This window comes from Bacillus sp. FSL K6-2971 (assembly GCF_038006405.1).
In the GTDB taxonomy this organism is placed as follows: Bacteria; Bacillota; Bacilli; order Bacillales; family Bacillaceae; genus Bacillus; species Bacillus pumilus.
The window spans coordinates 3,786,142-3,801,756 of the sequence record NZ_JBBOVD010000001.1 but is presented as its reverse complement, the minus strand read 5'-3'; the positions used below and the strand labels follow the sequence as shown (position 1 = coordinate 3,801,756).

Sequence of the window (15,615 nt, the reverse complement as noted above, 5' to 3'; positions counted from 1 at the left end):
AAAAGAGACTTTTTTAGATTGGAGGGTCTACCCTTGAATATTCATATATCAAGCCTGCTCCAAAAAATGGAGGAAGCGGTTCAAAAGGCGAAACAAAGTGGAAATGATGAAGAGGTGAAACGTCAAGTGGCGGCGATTTCTTCACTATGTGATGTCATTCTCGATGCACCATCACAGGTGCAAATGCCGCAAACGCCGATTATCTCGCCACCTTCTTCGATACAGACACCGCCCGCGCCGCCCGTATCCTCAGATCAAGCCATGCTTGAGAAACTGATGGGTGCGAGTGGTGCGAAGAAATTTCAGCATCAAGAAGAGGGGCAAAAAGAGAAGGATGGGAACGGCGACTCTATCTTTGATTTTTAATGGTCTTGTCACGACAAAGGGAAGGTGATCGGTTTGAAACTATTTTTGGGCGCCATTCAGTGGATGGCATTTTTTATCGCAGCTTCTATTGCTGTACCAATTGCGATTGCACAAGCATTTGAATTGAACCAAGTGCAGTCAGCAGAGCTGATTCAAAGTACATTCTTTTCACTTGGTCTTGTGGCGATGGTGCAATGTTTATGCGGCCATATGCTGCCGATCAATGAAAGTCCAGCAGGGCTTTGGTGGGGTGTGTATACCCTTTATGCAGGTATGACAGGAACCATCTTTGCGACGTATCCTGAAACTCTGCAAGCACTACAAGGGGCTTTAATTTTTAGTGCCGCTTTCTTTTTTATTTTTAGTTTATTTAAAATCATTAATTGGCTCGCGTCTTTATTTACGCCAGTCGTCACAGGCATTTACTTGCTATTATTAGTTGTCCAGTTAAGTCAGCCGATCATGAAAGGGCTGATGGGCATCGGCTATCGGGGAAATCAGGTGGATGGGCTTGTCTTTTGCTTGTCGATCTTGATTATTGTTCTGACCTTCATGATCAGCCGCTCAAAATGGCATTACTTAAGACAGTTTTCTGTGTTATTTGCCCTTGCAGGAGGCTGGTTGTTATTCGCTCTACTCGGGTTGGCAAAGCCGGTTCGAATTCCAGAAAAAATCATCGAGTTTCCGAAGCTTTTCCCATTCGGCATGCCAGTCTTTGACAGTGGATTGCTTGTCACGTCCTTTTTCATTACGATATTACTCATTGTGAACATGCTGGCAAGTATTCGAATTGTGGAAAGTTCAGTGAAGGCATTTGGTGAACTGCGTGAGCGGAAGAGAGCTCGTCCGGCTGGTTTTGTCGCAGCATTTGGCCACTTACTGAGCGGATTGATCGGAGCGATTGCGCCTGTACCTATTTCCGGGGCAGCAGGATTTATCCAGACAACGAAAATTCCATCGAGAAAGCCATTTTTCATAGGAAGTCTGCTCATTGTACTCATTAGCTTGTTCCCGCTGCTCATGAGCTTTTTCTCCGCATTGCCATCACCTGTGGGGCTTGCTGTAAACTTTGTGGTGTTCTCCTCGATGATTGGAATTGCGATGTCTGAGTTTGATCAGTATGAGAAAGAAGAAATTCCGCGGATTCGCTTTGTCCTAGGGATTGCCGTTTTAGCAGGTGTAGGGGCGATGTTTGTACCGCAGGAGGCCTTGAAAGGCATGCATCCTGTGCTCATTTCATTATTAAGCAATGGACTTGTTCTAGGTACACTCATTGCGATCGCGGTCGATCAAGTTCTGTTACGAAAGAAAAAGAAATCCGACAATCTCGTGTCAACGTAAAGGGAAAGTTGAATATCGTCTGTCACCCGCGCTATGATAAATATAATTGACGAGATAAGGAGAATGACGAATGAAACTATTTTTCATTTTAGGTGCGATTAATGCGATGCTAGCTGTTGGACTCGGAGCCTTCGGTGCGCACGGTCTGGAAGGAAAAATCCCTGAAAAGTATATAGAGATTTGGAACAAAGGGGTTCAATATCAGATGTTCCATGCGATTGGACTATTTATTGTCGCCTTTCTTGCAGATAAGCTGTCAGGTGTTTCTCTAGTCCCAACCGCTGGCTGGGTGATGCTTGCAGGTATCCTTTTCTTCTCAGGAAGCCTTTATGTCCTAGCATTGACTCAGGTGAAGATTCTAGGTGCCATTACCCCAATTGGCGGAGTGGCGTTTATTGCTTCTTGGATCATGCTTGTCATTGCAGCAGCAAAAAATTTATAAGCCAAAAAACCGATGCTCTGTGAGGGGCATCGGTTTTTTTCTTAATTCCAGTAAGGGGCGTAGTTTGGCGGTGCTTGATAATAAGGGATGTAGTGAGACGGAGGGACAGGGTTCGTTTGTGCTTCCTCTTCTCTGTGGCAAAATGGTCCGATAAACGCACTTGGCTTCACAGGCTGAGTCGCCTGTTTCCACTGTGTTTCGTTCATGCAATACGTATGTGCCATGATGTGAGCAGGGGTGAGGGTGAGAAGGTCTGAGCCTAGGATCACTTCTGGCGTAGATGCGTTAAAAATGGCTAACAAATGAGTTCTGTCTTGAAGGGCAACTTCGTAGTGCCACCAGCCTTGAGGTACGTTTGCCACCTGTCCTGGGGTGATGGTATAGGTGTGCAGTTTTTTTGTAAAAGGATTCAGCATCGAGACGGCAGCAGAACCGGCTATACAATAAACAAGCTCTGCGGCATTTTGATGATAATGAGGCTCTACGACTTTGCTTTTACTCAAATATATATCCAACAGAGATACTTGATCCAACGAATTTAATTGTTTTTTCCCTAAAACGTTAATCAGGTTATGCTGATCGTATTTCACAAGTGGACTTTGATTCAGGTCGTATGAATATTTAACATTTGGTGATGTATAATCCAGCTCAACAGTCATGAATGTCACCTCTAGGTGTTTGATAAAAACTACTAGGCATCTTATGAGCAGCACCCTAGAGTTGTGACAAAAACCTAGTCAAAAGAAAAAAGCAAGGGCGCCTGCTCCTTGCTTTTGCGATATGTGGCGTTATCTACCTCGGAGAGTACGTGGACATGGAGTATGGATAGTCGTATTGAATTTCCCCATCAAACGTAATGTAATCAAGATAGATCGTTAATAGTAAGTATCGTGTTCCTGTCTTGTTATCACTAATGATAATGTGGTCACGTCCTGCAGCTTCAATGACGCCTCTGAAAATCTTCGAGTTCCATTCCTTACTTGCCTCAAACGTCATATAAATCGTGGCTACCTTGCCGCGGTTCAATCGTAAAATATTTTCAATATAGGACTGCTCGATTGGCAGTTGACCAGTGACATTCTGCTGATAAATCGGTCCAGAAGGAATTTGATACGGCTGCCCGCCGCTCTGCGTGCCCTGCCCCCCTTGTGAAGAACCAGTAGACGGCATTGGTGAAAATCCCTGCTGCATTTGTCCTTGCATTTGACCCTGCGTTTGGGGAGGGACTGAATAACCCATCTGCTGCGCAGGATACGGATTTGCTCCATATTGTTGCTGGCGAAAATCTTGACCTTCGAAACCCGAACCTTGCCCAAATTGATTTTTCAATTTCATAACGTTCCTCCTCTTTCCTCATGGTGTTCTAAACAGAAGGCGCTTGAGCACCTGTTGTTTCCATAGCATTCTTTCTCTCTTTCACACTATGAGACAGGAGGGGAGAATATGTACATTGAACGAAAAAAAGGAACTGTGGTGCAGTTCCTTAGGCGCGGGCAAACCTTCGCATTCTTTGTCAGGTCTGCGCTTCGTTGCTTACGAATATGATGTGCAACCTTCCTTACATCATCCAATTTACAGCGCGCTGGACACCAAATAAAAGAGTAATGATAAGAAAACATGTAGCAAGCGGTGTGATCACAATGAGAAAGGCTTGCCATAATCTGAGCTTCATCACAGCGGCAATGCCTAAAACAGCCATTCCCAATATCCACGTCTTTGCATAAGCATCAATCAGTGTTAAAAGATCGAGATAATACCAAACCTCATAATGCTGATCTAAATAGGGTGAGATTTTGACAAACGTATACGGACCGAGCATTCCAATCGTGAAAATCCAACTGAGTGCAAATAAAGCAGAAGGGAAAAAGACCGACAGCGTGCAGGCTTTCAGTACATCTCGATACGCGGTTTGACTGCCGAAAAAAAGACGACCTAACCACTTTAGGATGAGTACACCGAAAAATAGACAGAGATTGCCTGCGAGAATACCATATCCCGCACCTTGTAACAGAATAAAAGGAAATGGAATATGATTGCCCATATACTCGCTAAAATACCCTTCGTAGACCCAGCCTGTACCAGCGATACTTGCAAGGAGCATCATCAGCCAAATGGGAATAGAGGAATGTTGATATGAGCGAATAATCGTTTTTGTCGCCACGAAAATTTTGAAAAATCGAAAAAAACCTTTTACTTCCTCTTGTTGGGAGTGATCATTCTTCATAGCTTCCAATGTTCTTTACTCCTTTAATACATATAAATGATTACTTATATTACCAAAAAGTTCGCGTTTTTCAAAGATAGATCATTAAAAAGATACAATTTTATAAAAAATAGGTCACTCTACAGTCTCTTTAAGAGGAGACACATATGATAAACATAGTTTGAAAGAGACCGAGGTGAAAACTTTGACAAAAGTAACTGTCATTATGACGAGCTTCAACAAGGCGGCTTACGTCGGCAGATCGATTGAAGCGATTTTGCAGCAGACGCTGTCAAATTTTGAACTATTTATCATGGACGATGGTTCAAACGAAAAAACCCTTGCCGCGATTGAGCCCTTTCGCAAAGATCCCCGTGTTCATTTTATCCAAAGTGGTGTCAAATCGCTGGAGGAGAGAACAGCGAAAACCCGATACGCCGTCCTCATTAATCAAGCATTAGAACTAGCAAAGGGCGAGTATATTTCCTATGCCACAGATGACAATGTCTATGCCCCGGACCGTTTAGAGAAGCTCACACATTATCTAGATGCTCGACCAAGTGAAGATATTGTCTATTCTGCATCGAAAGTAATCTATTTAAATAGCAATAAAGAGCCAGTAAAGGAAACGATTCGACCTGCGCAAACGGTGCAATGGAATGCACCTTGTGCCATAGATCATTGCTCGGTCGTTCATCGTGCTTCTATTTTAACAAAAATTCATACTGAATTTGGGTCTTACTGGGACGAGAGTCCGCATTTTTATCGAATAGGGGATGCCCGGTTCTTTTTTCGATTAAATCATTTTTATCCGTTCTATCCCTATGATGAAGTTTTAGATACAAATTACATCACAGAACAGTCGATTCACTATCAATTGGCGGAAGAAGAGAAAAGTGCCTTTATTCAAGCACTTCCTGAGCAGTCTACCTGCTGGGAGCTCCGCCATATATTAAAACAAAGACATGGGAGGTGACCTTAAGTGTCGTACTATATTCATCATTATTGGCAGGTGTACTTTGAGTATGTGAATCTTATGAAGGATTTGTCCTATCAACAAATTCCTCTTGGGTTGATCAGCAATTTCTATCAATATATCAGTCCTGAGGTAAGGGAACGTATGGAGGATGAAGCATTCGGTCAAGAATTGACAACCGATTGTCCGTTGCCGGAAGAGATTCAGCCATTTTTTGATCAACATAAGCAGCAGATCAAGCGTATTGCTTATCGTCCGGCGAATGGAAAGGTCTTGCTTCACTTTGAACATCTGCGTTTTACTGAACAAAATTACATGCGGTTCCATCCGAGTCAAACGGTGGTGCTTGCTCGCTGGAAGAAGGCAGATTATTTCGGTTTACCGGTCATCAGCAAGCCGGAATTAGCAGGAGAGGTTAATAAAGAAGCCCATGCTGAATATATTGAGAAAGCAAATGCTCTCCTTAAACCTTACGCAAAGCATCCGGTCTTTGGCAATGTCTTTTTTAGAGAAAAGCTTCGGAAGGACATTGTGCAATTTATTGATGTGATTGACCAGACAGAAGTGCTATTTCAGATGGAGCCAATTGCAGCCATCATTGTGGGGACAACGGAGGATGCTTACAGCCGCGTACTTGCACTGCAAACTGTGAAACGCCAGCTCACGAGTATCTGTCTTCAGCACGGCGCACTGATGGGAGACGAAGCCTTTTTGCCGATTTTCACGACGTGCCACGGGGTGTTTGGAAAGTATGAAAAAGACTGGTATGTAGACAAAGGCTGTCAGCTGGAACAGGTGGAGATCACAGGTCATCCGAGGTTTGATTTGGTGAAGGATCGAACGCCGCTTCAGCAGGAACTCATCTTTCGTAAATTGAACTTCAATCCTGCCAAAAAGACCGTGCTTGTGGCAACGCAGCCGTTTTCAGAAGCCTTCTATGGTGATGTGCTTAAAACGATTGCAAAACGGAAAGACATTCAGTTGATCATGAAGCCGCATCCGTGGGAAATTGCCCGCAACCGATTAAATGAGTATGTGTCCATTGAACGAGCAGGAAATCATGTGAGATTGATTAAAAAAGAGATCGACTTGTATGACCTATTGCCATATATGGATATGGTCATTACGCTCACATCAACCGTCGGTCTTGAAGCGATGCTCTTTGAAAAGAGTGTGCTGATCGGGAAAATGACAGAAGGCAGAAGATACCCTTATTACGAGTCGCTTGGCAGCTATCATATGAAAAACCCTGTTGAACTGGCTGAGAAAGCCATTCGTATTTTGTCGGATGATCAAGAGATGAAGCTGGCAAAGAGGCAAGGAGCTGAGTTCATTAAACAACATTATCCGCATGCGCGATCGACCGATGTTCTGCTTTCTCTGCTTCAAACAAAAACAGGTGTGGATTTTCAGAGATGAAGATAGGGGTGTGCAAGCGATATGGAAAAAAAGAGAGAACAATTTCTTCCTTATGCCCTGCCGTTGATTGAGCAGGAAGAAATTGACGAAGTCATTGGAACATTAAAATCCGGCTGGCTGTCAACCGGACCAAAAGTCAGACAGTTTGAAGAAGAGTTTCGGCAGCTGACCGGTGCAAAACATGCGATCGCTGTCAATTCATGTACGGCTGCTTTATTTTTAGCCTTAAAAGCTAAAGGGATTGGGAATGGGGATGAGGTGATCACAACGCCTCTGACATTCTGCGCAACAGCCAATACGATCATTCATACAGGGGCAGCACCTGTATTTGTCGATATTGACCCAGCGACACTCAACCTCGATGTAGAGAAACTAGAAGCGGCGATTACACCACACACAAAAGCGATTGTCCCTGTTCATTTTGCTGGTCAATCGTGCGATATGGAACGGATTTTAGCCATTGCCAAAAAGTACGATCTCTTTGTGCTTGAGGATGCCGCTCATGCTCTGCATACAACGTATCACGGGCAGCCGATTGGTTCGATTGGTGATGCGACTGCCTTTAGTTTTTATGCGACGAAAAATATAGCGACCGGAGAAGGCGGCATGCTGACGACAAATGATGATGCACTTGCCGCTCGGATCAGAAGACTAGCACTCCATGGGATGAGCAAGGGAGCATGGAATCGTTATGGAGAAAAAGGAACGTGGTACTACGAGGTCGAGGAACCTGGCTATAAAATGAACATGTTTGATGTGCAGGCATCGTTAGGGCTTGTTCAGCTAAGCCGTTTAGATGATATGCAGGCACGGAGAGAACAAATTGCGAAAGCATACAATCAAGCATTTCAAAAGGAAGCAGGGCTGATCCTGCCGCCAGTCCATCAGGAGGGAAGACATGCATGGCATTTATATGTACTGCAAGTGGACCCGAAAGAAGCATTCATCACACGCAATGAGCTGATTGATCAGCTGCAAAAGGACTATAAAATCGGCACGAGTGTTCACTTTATCCCTGTTCATGTGCATCCATACTATCAACAAACCTACCACTATTCACCAGAGGATTTCCCTGAGTCACTCGCGTACTACAAGCGGACCCTCTCACTGCCTCTTTATCCCAGTATGACAGATGAAGATGTGCAGGATGTCATCACTGCGGTGCTGTCTATTTTAAAAGAACAGAAGGCATCTTCATGAAGACCGTTCATGCAATAGACGATCAGGTGCTGTCCGCTTGGATTGAGAAATACGGTCAACAAATTGAACAAATGAAAGGCTTCAAACAGTTTGGTCTTGTCAGTGGCGCCCAGCTCAAAGCAGTGCTGTTATACGACTGGTCAAAATGGGAAAGCGGCATATTTGATCAGCATATTTTTCATGTGAAGTTTGCGGAAGCTGAGTCAGCATCTGCTTTTCTGGAATTGATGGAGCGCTTCATCAATTGGATGAGAACAGAAAAATGCGATTTTTTCTTTTTACGTCTTGAAGCGGCGGATGTTGAAAAAAACCGCATCGTCCAAAAGCTGTCACATGTGTACTATGTGGGCGGTCTCACTCGTCTTGAAGCGCCGCCTGTTCACTTGGAAATGCCATCAACAGGTGAAGATGTGATCATCAGTCTGCCGAATGAAAAGGAATACGATGAGGCGGTGTCACTCGCTTATCAGGCTTTTGTGAAAAGCCGGTATGCCCTCGATCCATTTTTAGACCAGAATGTCGTCCAGCATTTCTATCAAGAATGGATGAGAAATAATGTGCTCGGACGTGCAGATATCAATATCGTAGCAAAGGTGAACGATGAAGTCGTGGGCTTGATACAAGGGATGACCAAGGGCGATGAACTGGCGCTTGAGCTGTTTGCGATTAGACCGGATGTACAAGGAAAAGGGATCGGGAAAAAGCTGTTTATTGAGATGATGAAGGTCTCTTATGAGAGAGGGCATCGTTTTATTTCTGCCGGAACACAGCTGCATAACACAACCGCCATTCAGCTGTATGAAAAGATGGGATTTAGAACAACAAATGCCTTCTTGTATTACCATGTATGGCCGAAAAAAGGAGAGAGGTAAGATGGCGCATTTCTACATTGGAGATCGCAAAGTGGGGGATGGTGCGCCTGTCTTTATCATTGCAGAGGCAGGCATTAACCATGATGGAAAGCTGGATCAGGCGCTTGCTTTAATTGATGTGGCAAAAGAAGCAGGTGCCGATGCAGTGAAGTTTCAAATGTTCCAGGCTGATCGGATGTATCAAAAGGAACCAGGTTTATACGAAACAGCCAAGGGAGAAGAGGTGTCCATTTTTTCCTTAGTCGAACAAATGGAGCTGCCGCCAGAATGGCTGCCGGTGTTATTAACCCGCTGTGAGGAAAAAGGGCTAATATTTTTAAGCACAGTGTGTGACGAAGAATCTGCGGATTTATTAAATCAAACCGATCCACCAGCTTTCAAACTGGCATCCTATGAAATCAATCATTTGCCTCTTTTGCGTCACACAGCTTCTTTTCAAAAGCCCATCATTTTCTCAACTGCCGGGGCCACTATTGCAGATGTTCATGAAGCATATGAGGCGATTACAAGCGAGCAAAACGATCAGGTCGCCATCATGCATTGCGTCGCAAAGTATCCAGCACCTAGAGCTTACACGAATCTTCGTGTGCTCCAAACCTTAGCTTCCGCTTTTCCTGAGGCAGTCATCGGTTTTTCCGATCATAGTGAGCATCCTACTGAAGCCCCTGTTGCTGCTGTGAAGCTTGGGGCAGCCATGGTTGAAAAGCATTTTACGATAGATAAGACGCTGCCTGGCGCCGATCATTCCTTTGCGCTCGATCCCGAAGAATTAAAGGAAATGGTTCAGCATATTCGAGCGGCAGAAAAGGACCGAAATCAATCAGAAACAGACGCTCATTCTGTGTCAGAGGAGCTCCTTGGCAGTTCTTTTAAAACGACAACAGCCATTGAAGGGCAGATTCGTGAATTTGCGTATCGAGGGATTTTTACGACAAAAGGTATTGCAAAGGGCGAGACATTGACCGAAGAAAATCTAGCCGTATTACGTCCAGGACAAAAAAGCCAAGGTCTGCATCCGCGGTACATGGAGATTTTACTTGGCGTCAAGGCTGTCAGAGACATTCCAGCCCATACAGGGGTTTCGTGGAAAGATGTGCTCATGCAGGAGTCTACAAATGATCAATGATGTGCTCTTTGTCATACAGGCTAGAATGGGCTCAACAAGACTGCCAAAAAAGGTGATGAAACCAATCGGTGGTATGGCGTTGATCGATTTTATCGTTGAACGGGTAAAGCAATCAACTTATTATAATCACAAAACGCAGAACCTCATGATCGCCACAACAGTCGAAGCAGAAGATGATCTATTGGCTCATTATTGTTTATCAAAGGGCTATAAGGTATTTCGTGGCAGTGAGATGGATGTATTGCAGCGATTCGCAAAGATAGCTCAACATTTTGAACCACAAACCATTGTACGTTTAACGGGAGATAATCCATTTATAGATCCAGCGCTTTTGTCGAAAATGCTTGAAGAACATAGACGGAAGAAGGCTGATTACACGTATACGACTGGAACGCCACTCGGTATTTCCGGGGAAATGATCGACGCATCCATTTTACGTGAAATCGACAATTTTCCCCTTACGCAACCGGAGCGTGAGCATGTCACACTGTATATCCGAAAGCATCCTGATCGATTTCAACTGCAATTATTCACACCGCCCAAAGAACTCGCATATCCTGCTTATCGATTCACGATTGATACAGAAGAAGACTATGTATTTGCTACCCGTTTACTTGAGAAAGCCGGTGGATCTATTACTGTGCCTACGGCTGAGCTTATCGTCATTTGTGAACAAGACCCTAATATCGTTCGGTTGAATCAATTTGTGAGACAGAAGGATGCTGAATGAATAAAAAAATCATGATTGTTGTGTACGGTGGTTTTTTAAGAGGAATGGGGCATATCGTTAGAATGAAACGTCTGGCAAAGGAACTGATTCAAGAAGGAAACGACTTATATTTCTATACAAATGAACAGATTTGTGTAGAAATGCTCTCGCATCCAGCATGGCACGTTCATTTGGTGCAGGAATCAAACGTATTCCTTCAAATGGATCAGGACATAAAAGAGCTAAATCCTAATCTTCTGCTAATCGATGTCCTTGATTGTGACCTTCAGTTCCTTCGATCGATCAAAGCGTCCTCCAGAAATGCAAAACTGGTCTTATTTGAAGAAGAAAGAACAGAAGCTTGCCAGCTTGCTGATGCTGTCGTAAACGGCATTTATGGTGGACTAGATGAAAAGCACCTGCAAGTAAATGGAACGGACTACTTTTATGGAACACCTTATTTATTGTTAGATCACGAGATCAGCAAATTAAAAGACACATATGAGGTTCGCAAAGAATGTAAGAAGGTGGTGATCAGCCTTGGGGGCAGTGATCCAGGCGGATTATTATTAAAGGCTGTATCAGCCCTTCTCGAAGCAGGCCATTTACACATTCTAGCGGTTACAGGAAAAGCCTCTCGCATCGAAGAAGAAATCGAGGCTGCACATATTCAATTCATTCGTCATACGGATCAATTACCTATCCGTCTTGCAGAAGCCGATCTAGCGATTGTTGCTGGCGGGATGACGTTATATGAGGCCGTTTGTATCGGGGTGCCCAGCATTGTCCTTTCACAAGTAGACCACCAAGCAGTAACAGCCACTCGTTTTGCACAAAAGGGAGCCTGTCACCATCTTGGATTAGGTAGCCTTGTGGATGAAAAGGATATATGGCGTGCTGTTCGAAGGCTGTCCGGCAGCTACTTTCTCCGCAGGAGCATTCATCTCAATGGACGGTCACTCATTGATGGAAAAGGAACCGAACGAGTGAAAAACATTCTTATATACCTCATGAATCATCACCAAAAAGAACATAAGGATGTGTAGATGTGAAGGGAGTTATTTTAGCAGGAGGAAAGGGATCACGACTGGCACCTTTAACAAAGATTTTCAATAAGCATTTATTGCCGGTTGGCCCATATCCGATGATTTATTGTTCATTGTTCAAATTGAAAGAAGCGGGAATTTTAGAAGTAATGGTCATATCACAAGCAGAACAAATCCCGCTGTTTCAAAAGCTACTTGAAGGCGATCAGGAATTAGGGATGAACATCGTGTATCAGGTCCAGCCCGAAGCTTCTGGAATTTCAGACGGCTTATCCTACGCAAAGCCCTTTGTAGAAGGGGAAAAGTTTGTGCTCATGCTTGGTGATAATGTATTTGAGGATTCGCTAACCCCTTTTGTTGAAGCCTTTCAGCAGCAAGAAAGTGGTGCGAAGGTTCTGTTGAAAGAAGTGGCAGATCCAAAGCGGTTTGGCATTGCAGAAATTGATGCCACCCACCACCGAATTGTATCAATTGAGGAAAAACCGGAGTATCCGCGTTCATCCTACTGCGTCACGGGCATCTATTTTTATGATCAAGAAGTCTTTCAATATATTGAGAAAATCTCGCCGTCAGATCGAGGCGAATTAGAGATTACAGATGTAAACAATCTCTATATCTCAAATAGCCAGCTGACCTATGATATGTTAAAAGGGTGGTGGATTGATGCAGGAACACATGAATCTCTCCACCAAGCATCGACGAAAATGTTTGAAACGATGAAGAAAAAAGAGGGATACGAATGACGAAGTCTTATTTCATTACAGGCGGAGCGGGATTTATTGGACTGAATTTTGTGAAGCTGCTGCTTCAGGAGACAGATGTCCGGCTCACTGTTTTTGACAAGTTAACATATGCTAGTCATCCAGAGGAGATGGATGAATTATTAAAGCTGTCTCATTTTCGTTTTATTCAAGGGGATATCACCCTTCAACATGAGCTGGATCAAGCGTTTGATGAAGTCTATGATGCTATCATTCATTTTGCAGCGGAATCCCATGTTGATCGCAGTATTGAATCGGCAGAGCCCTTTATTCAAACCAATGTCCTCGGTACCTATCGTATGCTGGAGGCAGTCTTAAAGGGCAAGGCGAAAAAACTTATTCATATTTCAACAGACGAAGTATATGGAGATTTGGAACTGAATGATCCGGCTTTCACAGAACAAACACCACTTTCACCGAATAATCCTTATTCAGCAAGCAAGGCAAGCTCAGACCTGCTTGTAAAATCTTATATCCACACTCACCAATTACCCGCAATGATCACAAGATGCAGCAACAACTACGGACCGCATCAGCATGAAGAGAAATTAATACCGACGATTATTAGAAAAGCAATCAATGGAGAAAAAATCCCGATTTATGGAGATGGCCAGCAGATTCGCGATTGGCTGTATGTAGAGGATCATGCGAGAGCTGTAAAGCAGGTCCTTGAAAACGGAACAGCTGGGCAGGTGTACAATATCGGCGGTGGCAACGAGAAAACGAATCTCGATTTGACCAAAACCATTCTGACGCAGCTCGGGATCAGTCATGACCGTATTGCGTTTGTTGAAGACCGTAAAGGACATGACAGACGGTATGCGATTGACGCCAGTAAGCTAAAACGGGAGCTTGGCTGGACGCAGGAGACGTCATTTGAAGCAGGTATTGAAAAAACGATCAATTGGTATCGTGCCAAATATGATCAGAGCGAAGAAGGGTGACCGATGAAAGTTTTAATCACCGGTGCAGGCGGGCAACTAGGGAAGGAATTGAGCAGACAGCTTAAGGAGAAAGACATCACCGTCATTGCCTTAACGAGGAGCATGCTCAATATCGCAGATCAGCAAGCAGTCAGACATGCGATGAGACACTTTCGTCCTAATATTGTTGTCAGTGCAGCAGCATATACCTCTGTAGATCAGTGTGAAACAGAAACGGAAAAGGCGTATCTTGTTAATGGCATTGGCGCCTACTATACAGCGCTGGAGGCTAAGAACATAGGGGCTGATGTGCTACATGTCAGTACAGATTATGTGTTTGACGGGCAAGCAGACACGCCTTACCAAGTCGATGCACAGCCAGATCCTCACACCATTTATGGAAAAAGTAAAAAACTTGGTGAGGAATTGCTTCATCTTGTATCAGACGAAGTGAAAATCATCCGTACATCGTGGCTATACGGACATGAGGGACATAATTTTGTGAATACCATCCTTCGGCTCGCAGAAACAAAGGATCATTTGCGCATCGTGAATGACCAAATAGGCTCACCTACTTATACAAAAGATGTCGCAGAGGCCATCATTCATTTATTTGATCAACAGGCAGGAATTTATCATGTCAGTAACCGAGAAAGCTGTTCCTGGTTTGACTTTGCGTCAGAAATTGTGACAAAAAGCGGCCTGTCTACGACCATTGAGCCAATTTCCACAGAAGAGTACGGCTTCCAAACACCTCGTCCAGCCTATTCTGTGTTAGACCTTCAAGCGATTGAAGCCACAGGTTGGAAGCCGAGACATTGGAAGGATGCGCTTCACGAATTTTTGCAGAAAGAAGGGAGATGGCATCAGCATGATTGATGGTGTACAAACGAAAAAACTCATGAAACATTGTGATGATCGCGGTTTTTTTGCAGAGCTCATTCGAGATGATGAGCCCATGCTGCAACGTTTTGGGCAGGCATCGTGGTCGAAAAGCTTTCCAGGTGTGATCAAAGCCTTTCATTATCATGAAAAGCAAGATGATGTTTGGTTTTTCCCAGCAGGTCATGCTCAGGTCGTTTTATACGATTTGCGTGAGGACTCTCCTACAAAGGGTCAAACCGATGTGTATTATATGGGGGAAGACAATCCAATGCTCCTCCTCATCCCAAAGGGTGTCGCACATGGCTACCGGGTACTAGGCGAGACGCCGCTGCAAATTGTCTATTTCACGACAGAATCCTATGACCCGAAAAACCCAGATGAAAAGAGAATCGCTTGGAATGACGAGACAATCGGATTTGATTGGGAAACGACATTTAAATAAAGAACAAAGGCCTTTCGCAGGAGAAAGGTCTTTTTTTGTTGAAATACATTCTATAAGTGTCATTTTATGTATTTTTCTAAGTTAAGCAGAAAAGGGATGTGGATGAGTTTGTCTAAAAGAATTGCATTTGTAACAGGGGCAAGTACAGGGATTGGAAAGGCAATCGCCATAAAGCTTGCCGCCCAGGACCATGTAAAGGTCATCATCAATTCTAGAAATCAATCCTTACTAGAAGATGCGCGGCAGCATATTGAGCGTATGGCAGAAACAAAGGAGCCGGTGTCTCTTTTCTGTGGTGATATGTCGCATGAAGGAGTGCGAGCTGAGGCCTTTGCGGCAATAGATCAAGAGTTTGGCAGACTGGATGTGTTGATTAATAACATTCCAGGAGGGAAGCCAGATACTTTTAATTCATGTGAAAGTGAGCAGATGCTGGCAGCATTTTCTCAGAAAGCCCTAGCGTACATTGATATGATGAAACGTGCGGCAGCGATGATGAAAAGACATGAATATGGCCGGATCATTCAAATTGTCGGGAACCTTTGGAAGGAACCTGGTGATCAAATGTTTACGAACAGTATGATGAATGCAGCGATTATCAATGCTAGTAAAAATGCAGCCACACAGCTTGCGCCTTCAGGGATCACAGTGAATTGTTTAAACCCAGGATTTATTGCTACAGATCGATATGAACAGTTTATCGAAAACATGATGCGTGAGCAGTCATTATCACGGGAAGAAGCTGTACAGGCTGTTGCGTCAGGGATCCCGATGCAAAGAGTAGGTTCAGCGAGTGAAATGGCTTCATTGGCGGCATTTATCGCATCAGAGGAAGCCTCCTATGTCACCGGACAGCAAATATCTGTCGATGGTGGTTCGATGAAAAGTATATAAATATGAAAAA

The 15,615-nt window shown here is 44.0% G+C and carries 18 protein-coding genes; 15 read left to right on the top strand and 3 right to left on the bottom strand.

Features of this window, described 5'->3' with window-relative positions:
• Positions 1-33 precede the first annotated feature (33 nt).
• The 3 genes from MHI33_RS20240 (at position 34) to MHI33_RS20230 (ending at position 2,149) form a co-directional block, all read left to right on the top strand.
• Positions 34-366 (top strand): YwdI family protein, encoded by a 333-nt coding sequence (locus MHI33_RS20240; protein ID WP_113767843.1) that lies wholly within the window; start codon positions 34-36, stop codon positions 364-366.
• Between the two features lie 33 nt (positions 367-399).
• Positions 400-1,707: a purine/pyrimidine permease gene (locus MHI33_RS20235; RefSeq protein WP_065097801.1), complete on the top strand. Its 1,308-nt coding sequence runs from the start codon at positions 400-402 to the stop codon at positions 1,705-1,707.
• Between the two features lie 70 nt (positions 1,708-1,777).
• Positions 1,778-2,149 carry a DUF423 domain-containing protein gene (locus tag MHI33_RS20230; protein WP_003215282.1) on the top strand — a complete coding sequence of 124 codons (372 nt, stop codon included), beginning with the start codon at positions 1,778-1,780 and terminating at the stop codon, positions 2,147-2,149.
• A gap of 41 nt (positions 2,150-2,190) precedes the next feature.
• Here the strand turns inward: MHI33_RS20230 and MHI33_RS20225 are convergent, their stop codons facing one another.
• The 3 genes from MHI33_RS20225 to MHI33_RS20215 all read right to left on the bottom strand — a co-directional run bounded on the left by MHI33_RS20225 (position 2,191) and on the right by MHI33_RS20215 (position 4,373).
• Entirely contained in the window at positions 2,191-2,808 is a 618-nt protein-coding gene (locus MHI33_RS20225; protein WP_044140224.1) for a cupin domain-containing protein, read from the bottom strand.
• A 133-nt stretch (positions 2,809-2,941) separates the two neighbouring features.
• Entirely contained in the window at positions 2,942-3,484 is a 543-nt protein-coding gene (gene gerQ / locus MHI33_RS20220; protein WP_065097803.1) for a spore coat protein GerQ, read from the bottom strand.
• A gap of 223 nt (positions 3,485-3,707) precedes the next feature.
• Positions 3,708-4,373 (bottom strand): YIP1 family protein, encoded by a 666-nt coding sequence (locus MHI33_RS20215; protein ID WP_260406837.1) that lies wholly within the window; start codon positions 4,371-4,373, stop codon positions 3,708-3,710.
• Positions 4,374-4,557: 184 nt separating this feature from the next.
• On the opposite strand from MHI33_RS20215, the gene MHI33_RS20210 reads away from it, so the two are divergent.
• The 12 genes from MHI33_RS20210 to MHI33_RS20155 all read left to right on the top strand — a co-directional run bounded on the left by MHI33_RS20210 (position 4,558) and on the right by MHI33_RS20155 (position 15,605).
• Positions 4,558-5,328: a glycosyltransferase family 2 protein gene (locus MHI33_RS20210; protein ID WP_217012689.1), complete on the top strand. Its 771-nt coding sequence runs from the start codon at positions 4,558-4,560 to the stop codon at positions 5,326-5,328.
• A gap of 6 nt (positions 5,329-5,334) precedes the next feature.
• Positions 5,335-6,747, top strand: a complete 1,413-nt coding sequence (locus MHI33_RS20205) for a capsular polysaccharide export protein, LipB/KpsS family (RefSeq protein WP_340913412.1) — start codon at positions 5,335-5,337, stop codon at positions 6,745-6,747.
• Between the two features lie 21 nt (positions 6,748-6,768).
• Entirely contained in the window at positions 6,769-7,947 is a 1,179-nt protein-coding gene (locus MHI33_RS20200) for a DegT/DnrJ/EryC1/StrS family aminotransferase (protein WP_126740948.1), read from the top strand.
• Entirely contained in the window at positions 7,944-8,819 is an 876-nt protein-coding gene (locus MHI33_RS20195) for a GNAT family N-acetyltransferase (RefSeq protein ID WP_113767840.1), read from the top strand. The genes MHI33_RS20200 and MHI33_RS20195 overlap by 4 nt, the downstream gene beginning before the upstream one ends.
• A 1-nt stretch (position 8,820) precedes the next feature.
• Positions 8,821-9,945, top strand: a complete 1,125-nt coding sequence (locus MHI33_RS20190; RefSeq protein ID WP_340913408.1) for an N-acetylneuraminate synthase family protein — start codon at positions 8,821-8,823, stop codon at positions 9,943-9,945.
• On the top strand, positions 9,935-10,675 hold the full coding sequence (locus tag MHI33_RS20185; protein WP_340913406.1) for a glycosyltransferase family protein: 741 nt from the start codon (positions 9,935-9,937) through the stop codon (positions 10,673-10,675). Before MHI33_RS20190 ends, MHI33_RS20185 begins: the two co-directional genes overlap by 11 nt.
• Entirely contained in the window at positions 10,672-11,700 is a 1,029-nt protein-coding gene (locus MHI33_RS20180) for a PseG/SpsG family protein (protein ID WP_340913403.1), read from the top strand. Before MHI33_RS20185 ends, MHI33_RS20180 begins: the two co-directional genes overlap by 4 nt.
• Positions 11,701-11,702: 2 nt before the next feature.
• Positions 11,703-12,443 carry a sugar phosphate nucleotidyltransferase gene (locus MHI33_RS20175; protein ID WP_113767837.1) on the top strand — a complete coding sequence of 247 codons (741 nt, stop codon included), beginning with the start codon at positions 11,703-11,705 and terminating at the stop codon, positions 12,441-12,443.
• Complete coding sequence (gene rfbB, locus MHI33_RS20170) at positions 12,440-13,405, top strand: dTDP-glucose 4,6-dehydratase (RefSeq protein WP_065097812.1); 966 nt, start codon at positions 12,440-12,442, stop codon at positions 13,403-13,405. The genes MHI33_RS20175 and rfbB overlap by 4 nt, the downstream gene beginning before the upstream one ends.
• Positions 13,406-13,408: 3 nt before the next feature.
• Positions 13,409-14,263 carry a dTDP-4-dehydrorhamnose reductase gene (gene rfbD / locus MHI33_RS20165; protein ID WP_003214612.1) on the top strand — a complete coding sequence of 285 codons (855 nt, stop codon included), beginning with the start codon at positions 13,409-13,411 and terminating at the stop codon, positions 14,261-14,263.
• Entirely contained in the window at positions 14,256-14,711 is a 456-nt protein-coding gene (locus MHI33_RS20160) for a dTDP-4-dehydrorhamnose 3,5-epimerase family protein (RefSeq protein ID WP_003215275.1), read from the top strand. Before rfbD ends, MHI33_RS20160 begins: the two co-directional genes overlap by 8 nt.
• Before the next feature lie 102 nt (positions 14,712-14,813).
• Entirely contained in the window at positions 14,814-15,605 is a 792-nt protein-coding gene (locus MHI33_RS20155) for an SDR family oxidoreductase (RefSeq protein WP_269199666.1), read from the top strand.
• The last annotated feature ends 10 nt before the right edge of the window (positions 15,606-15,615 follow it).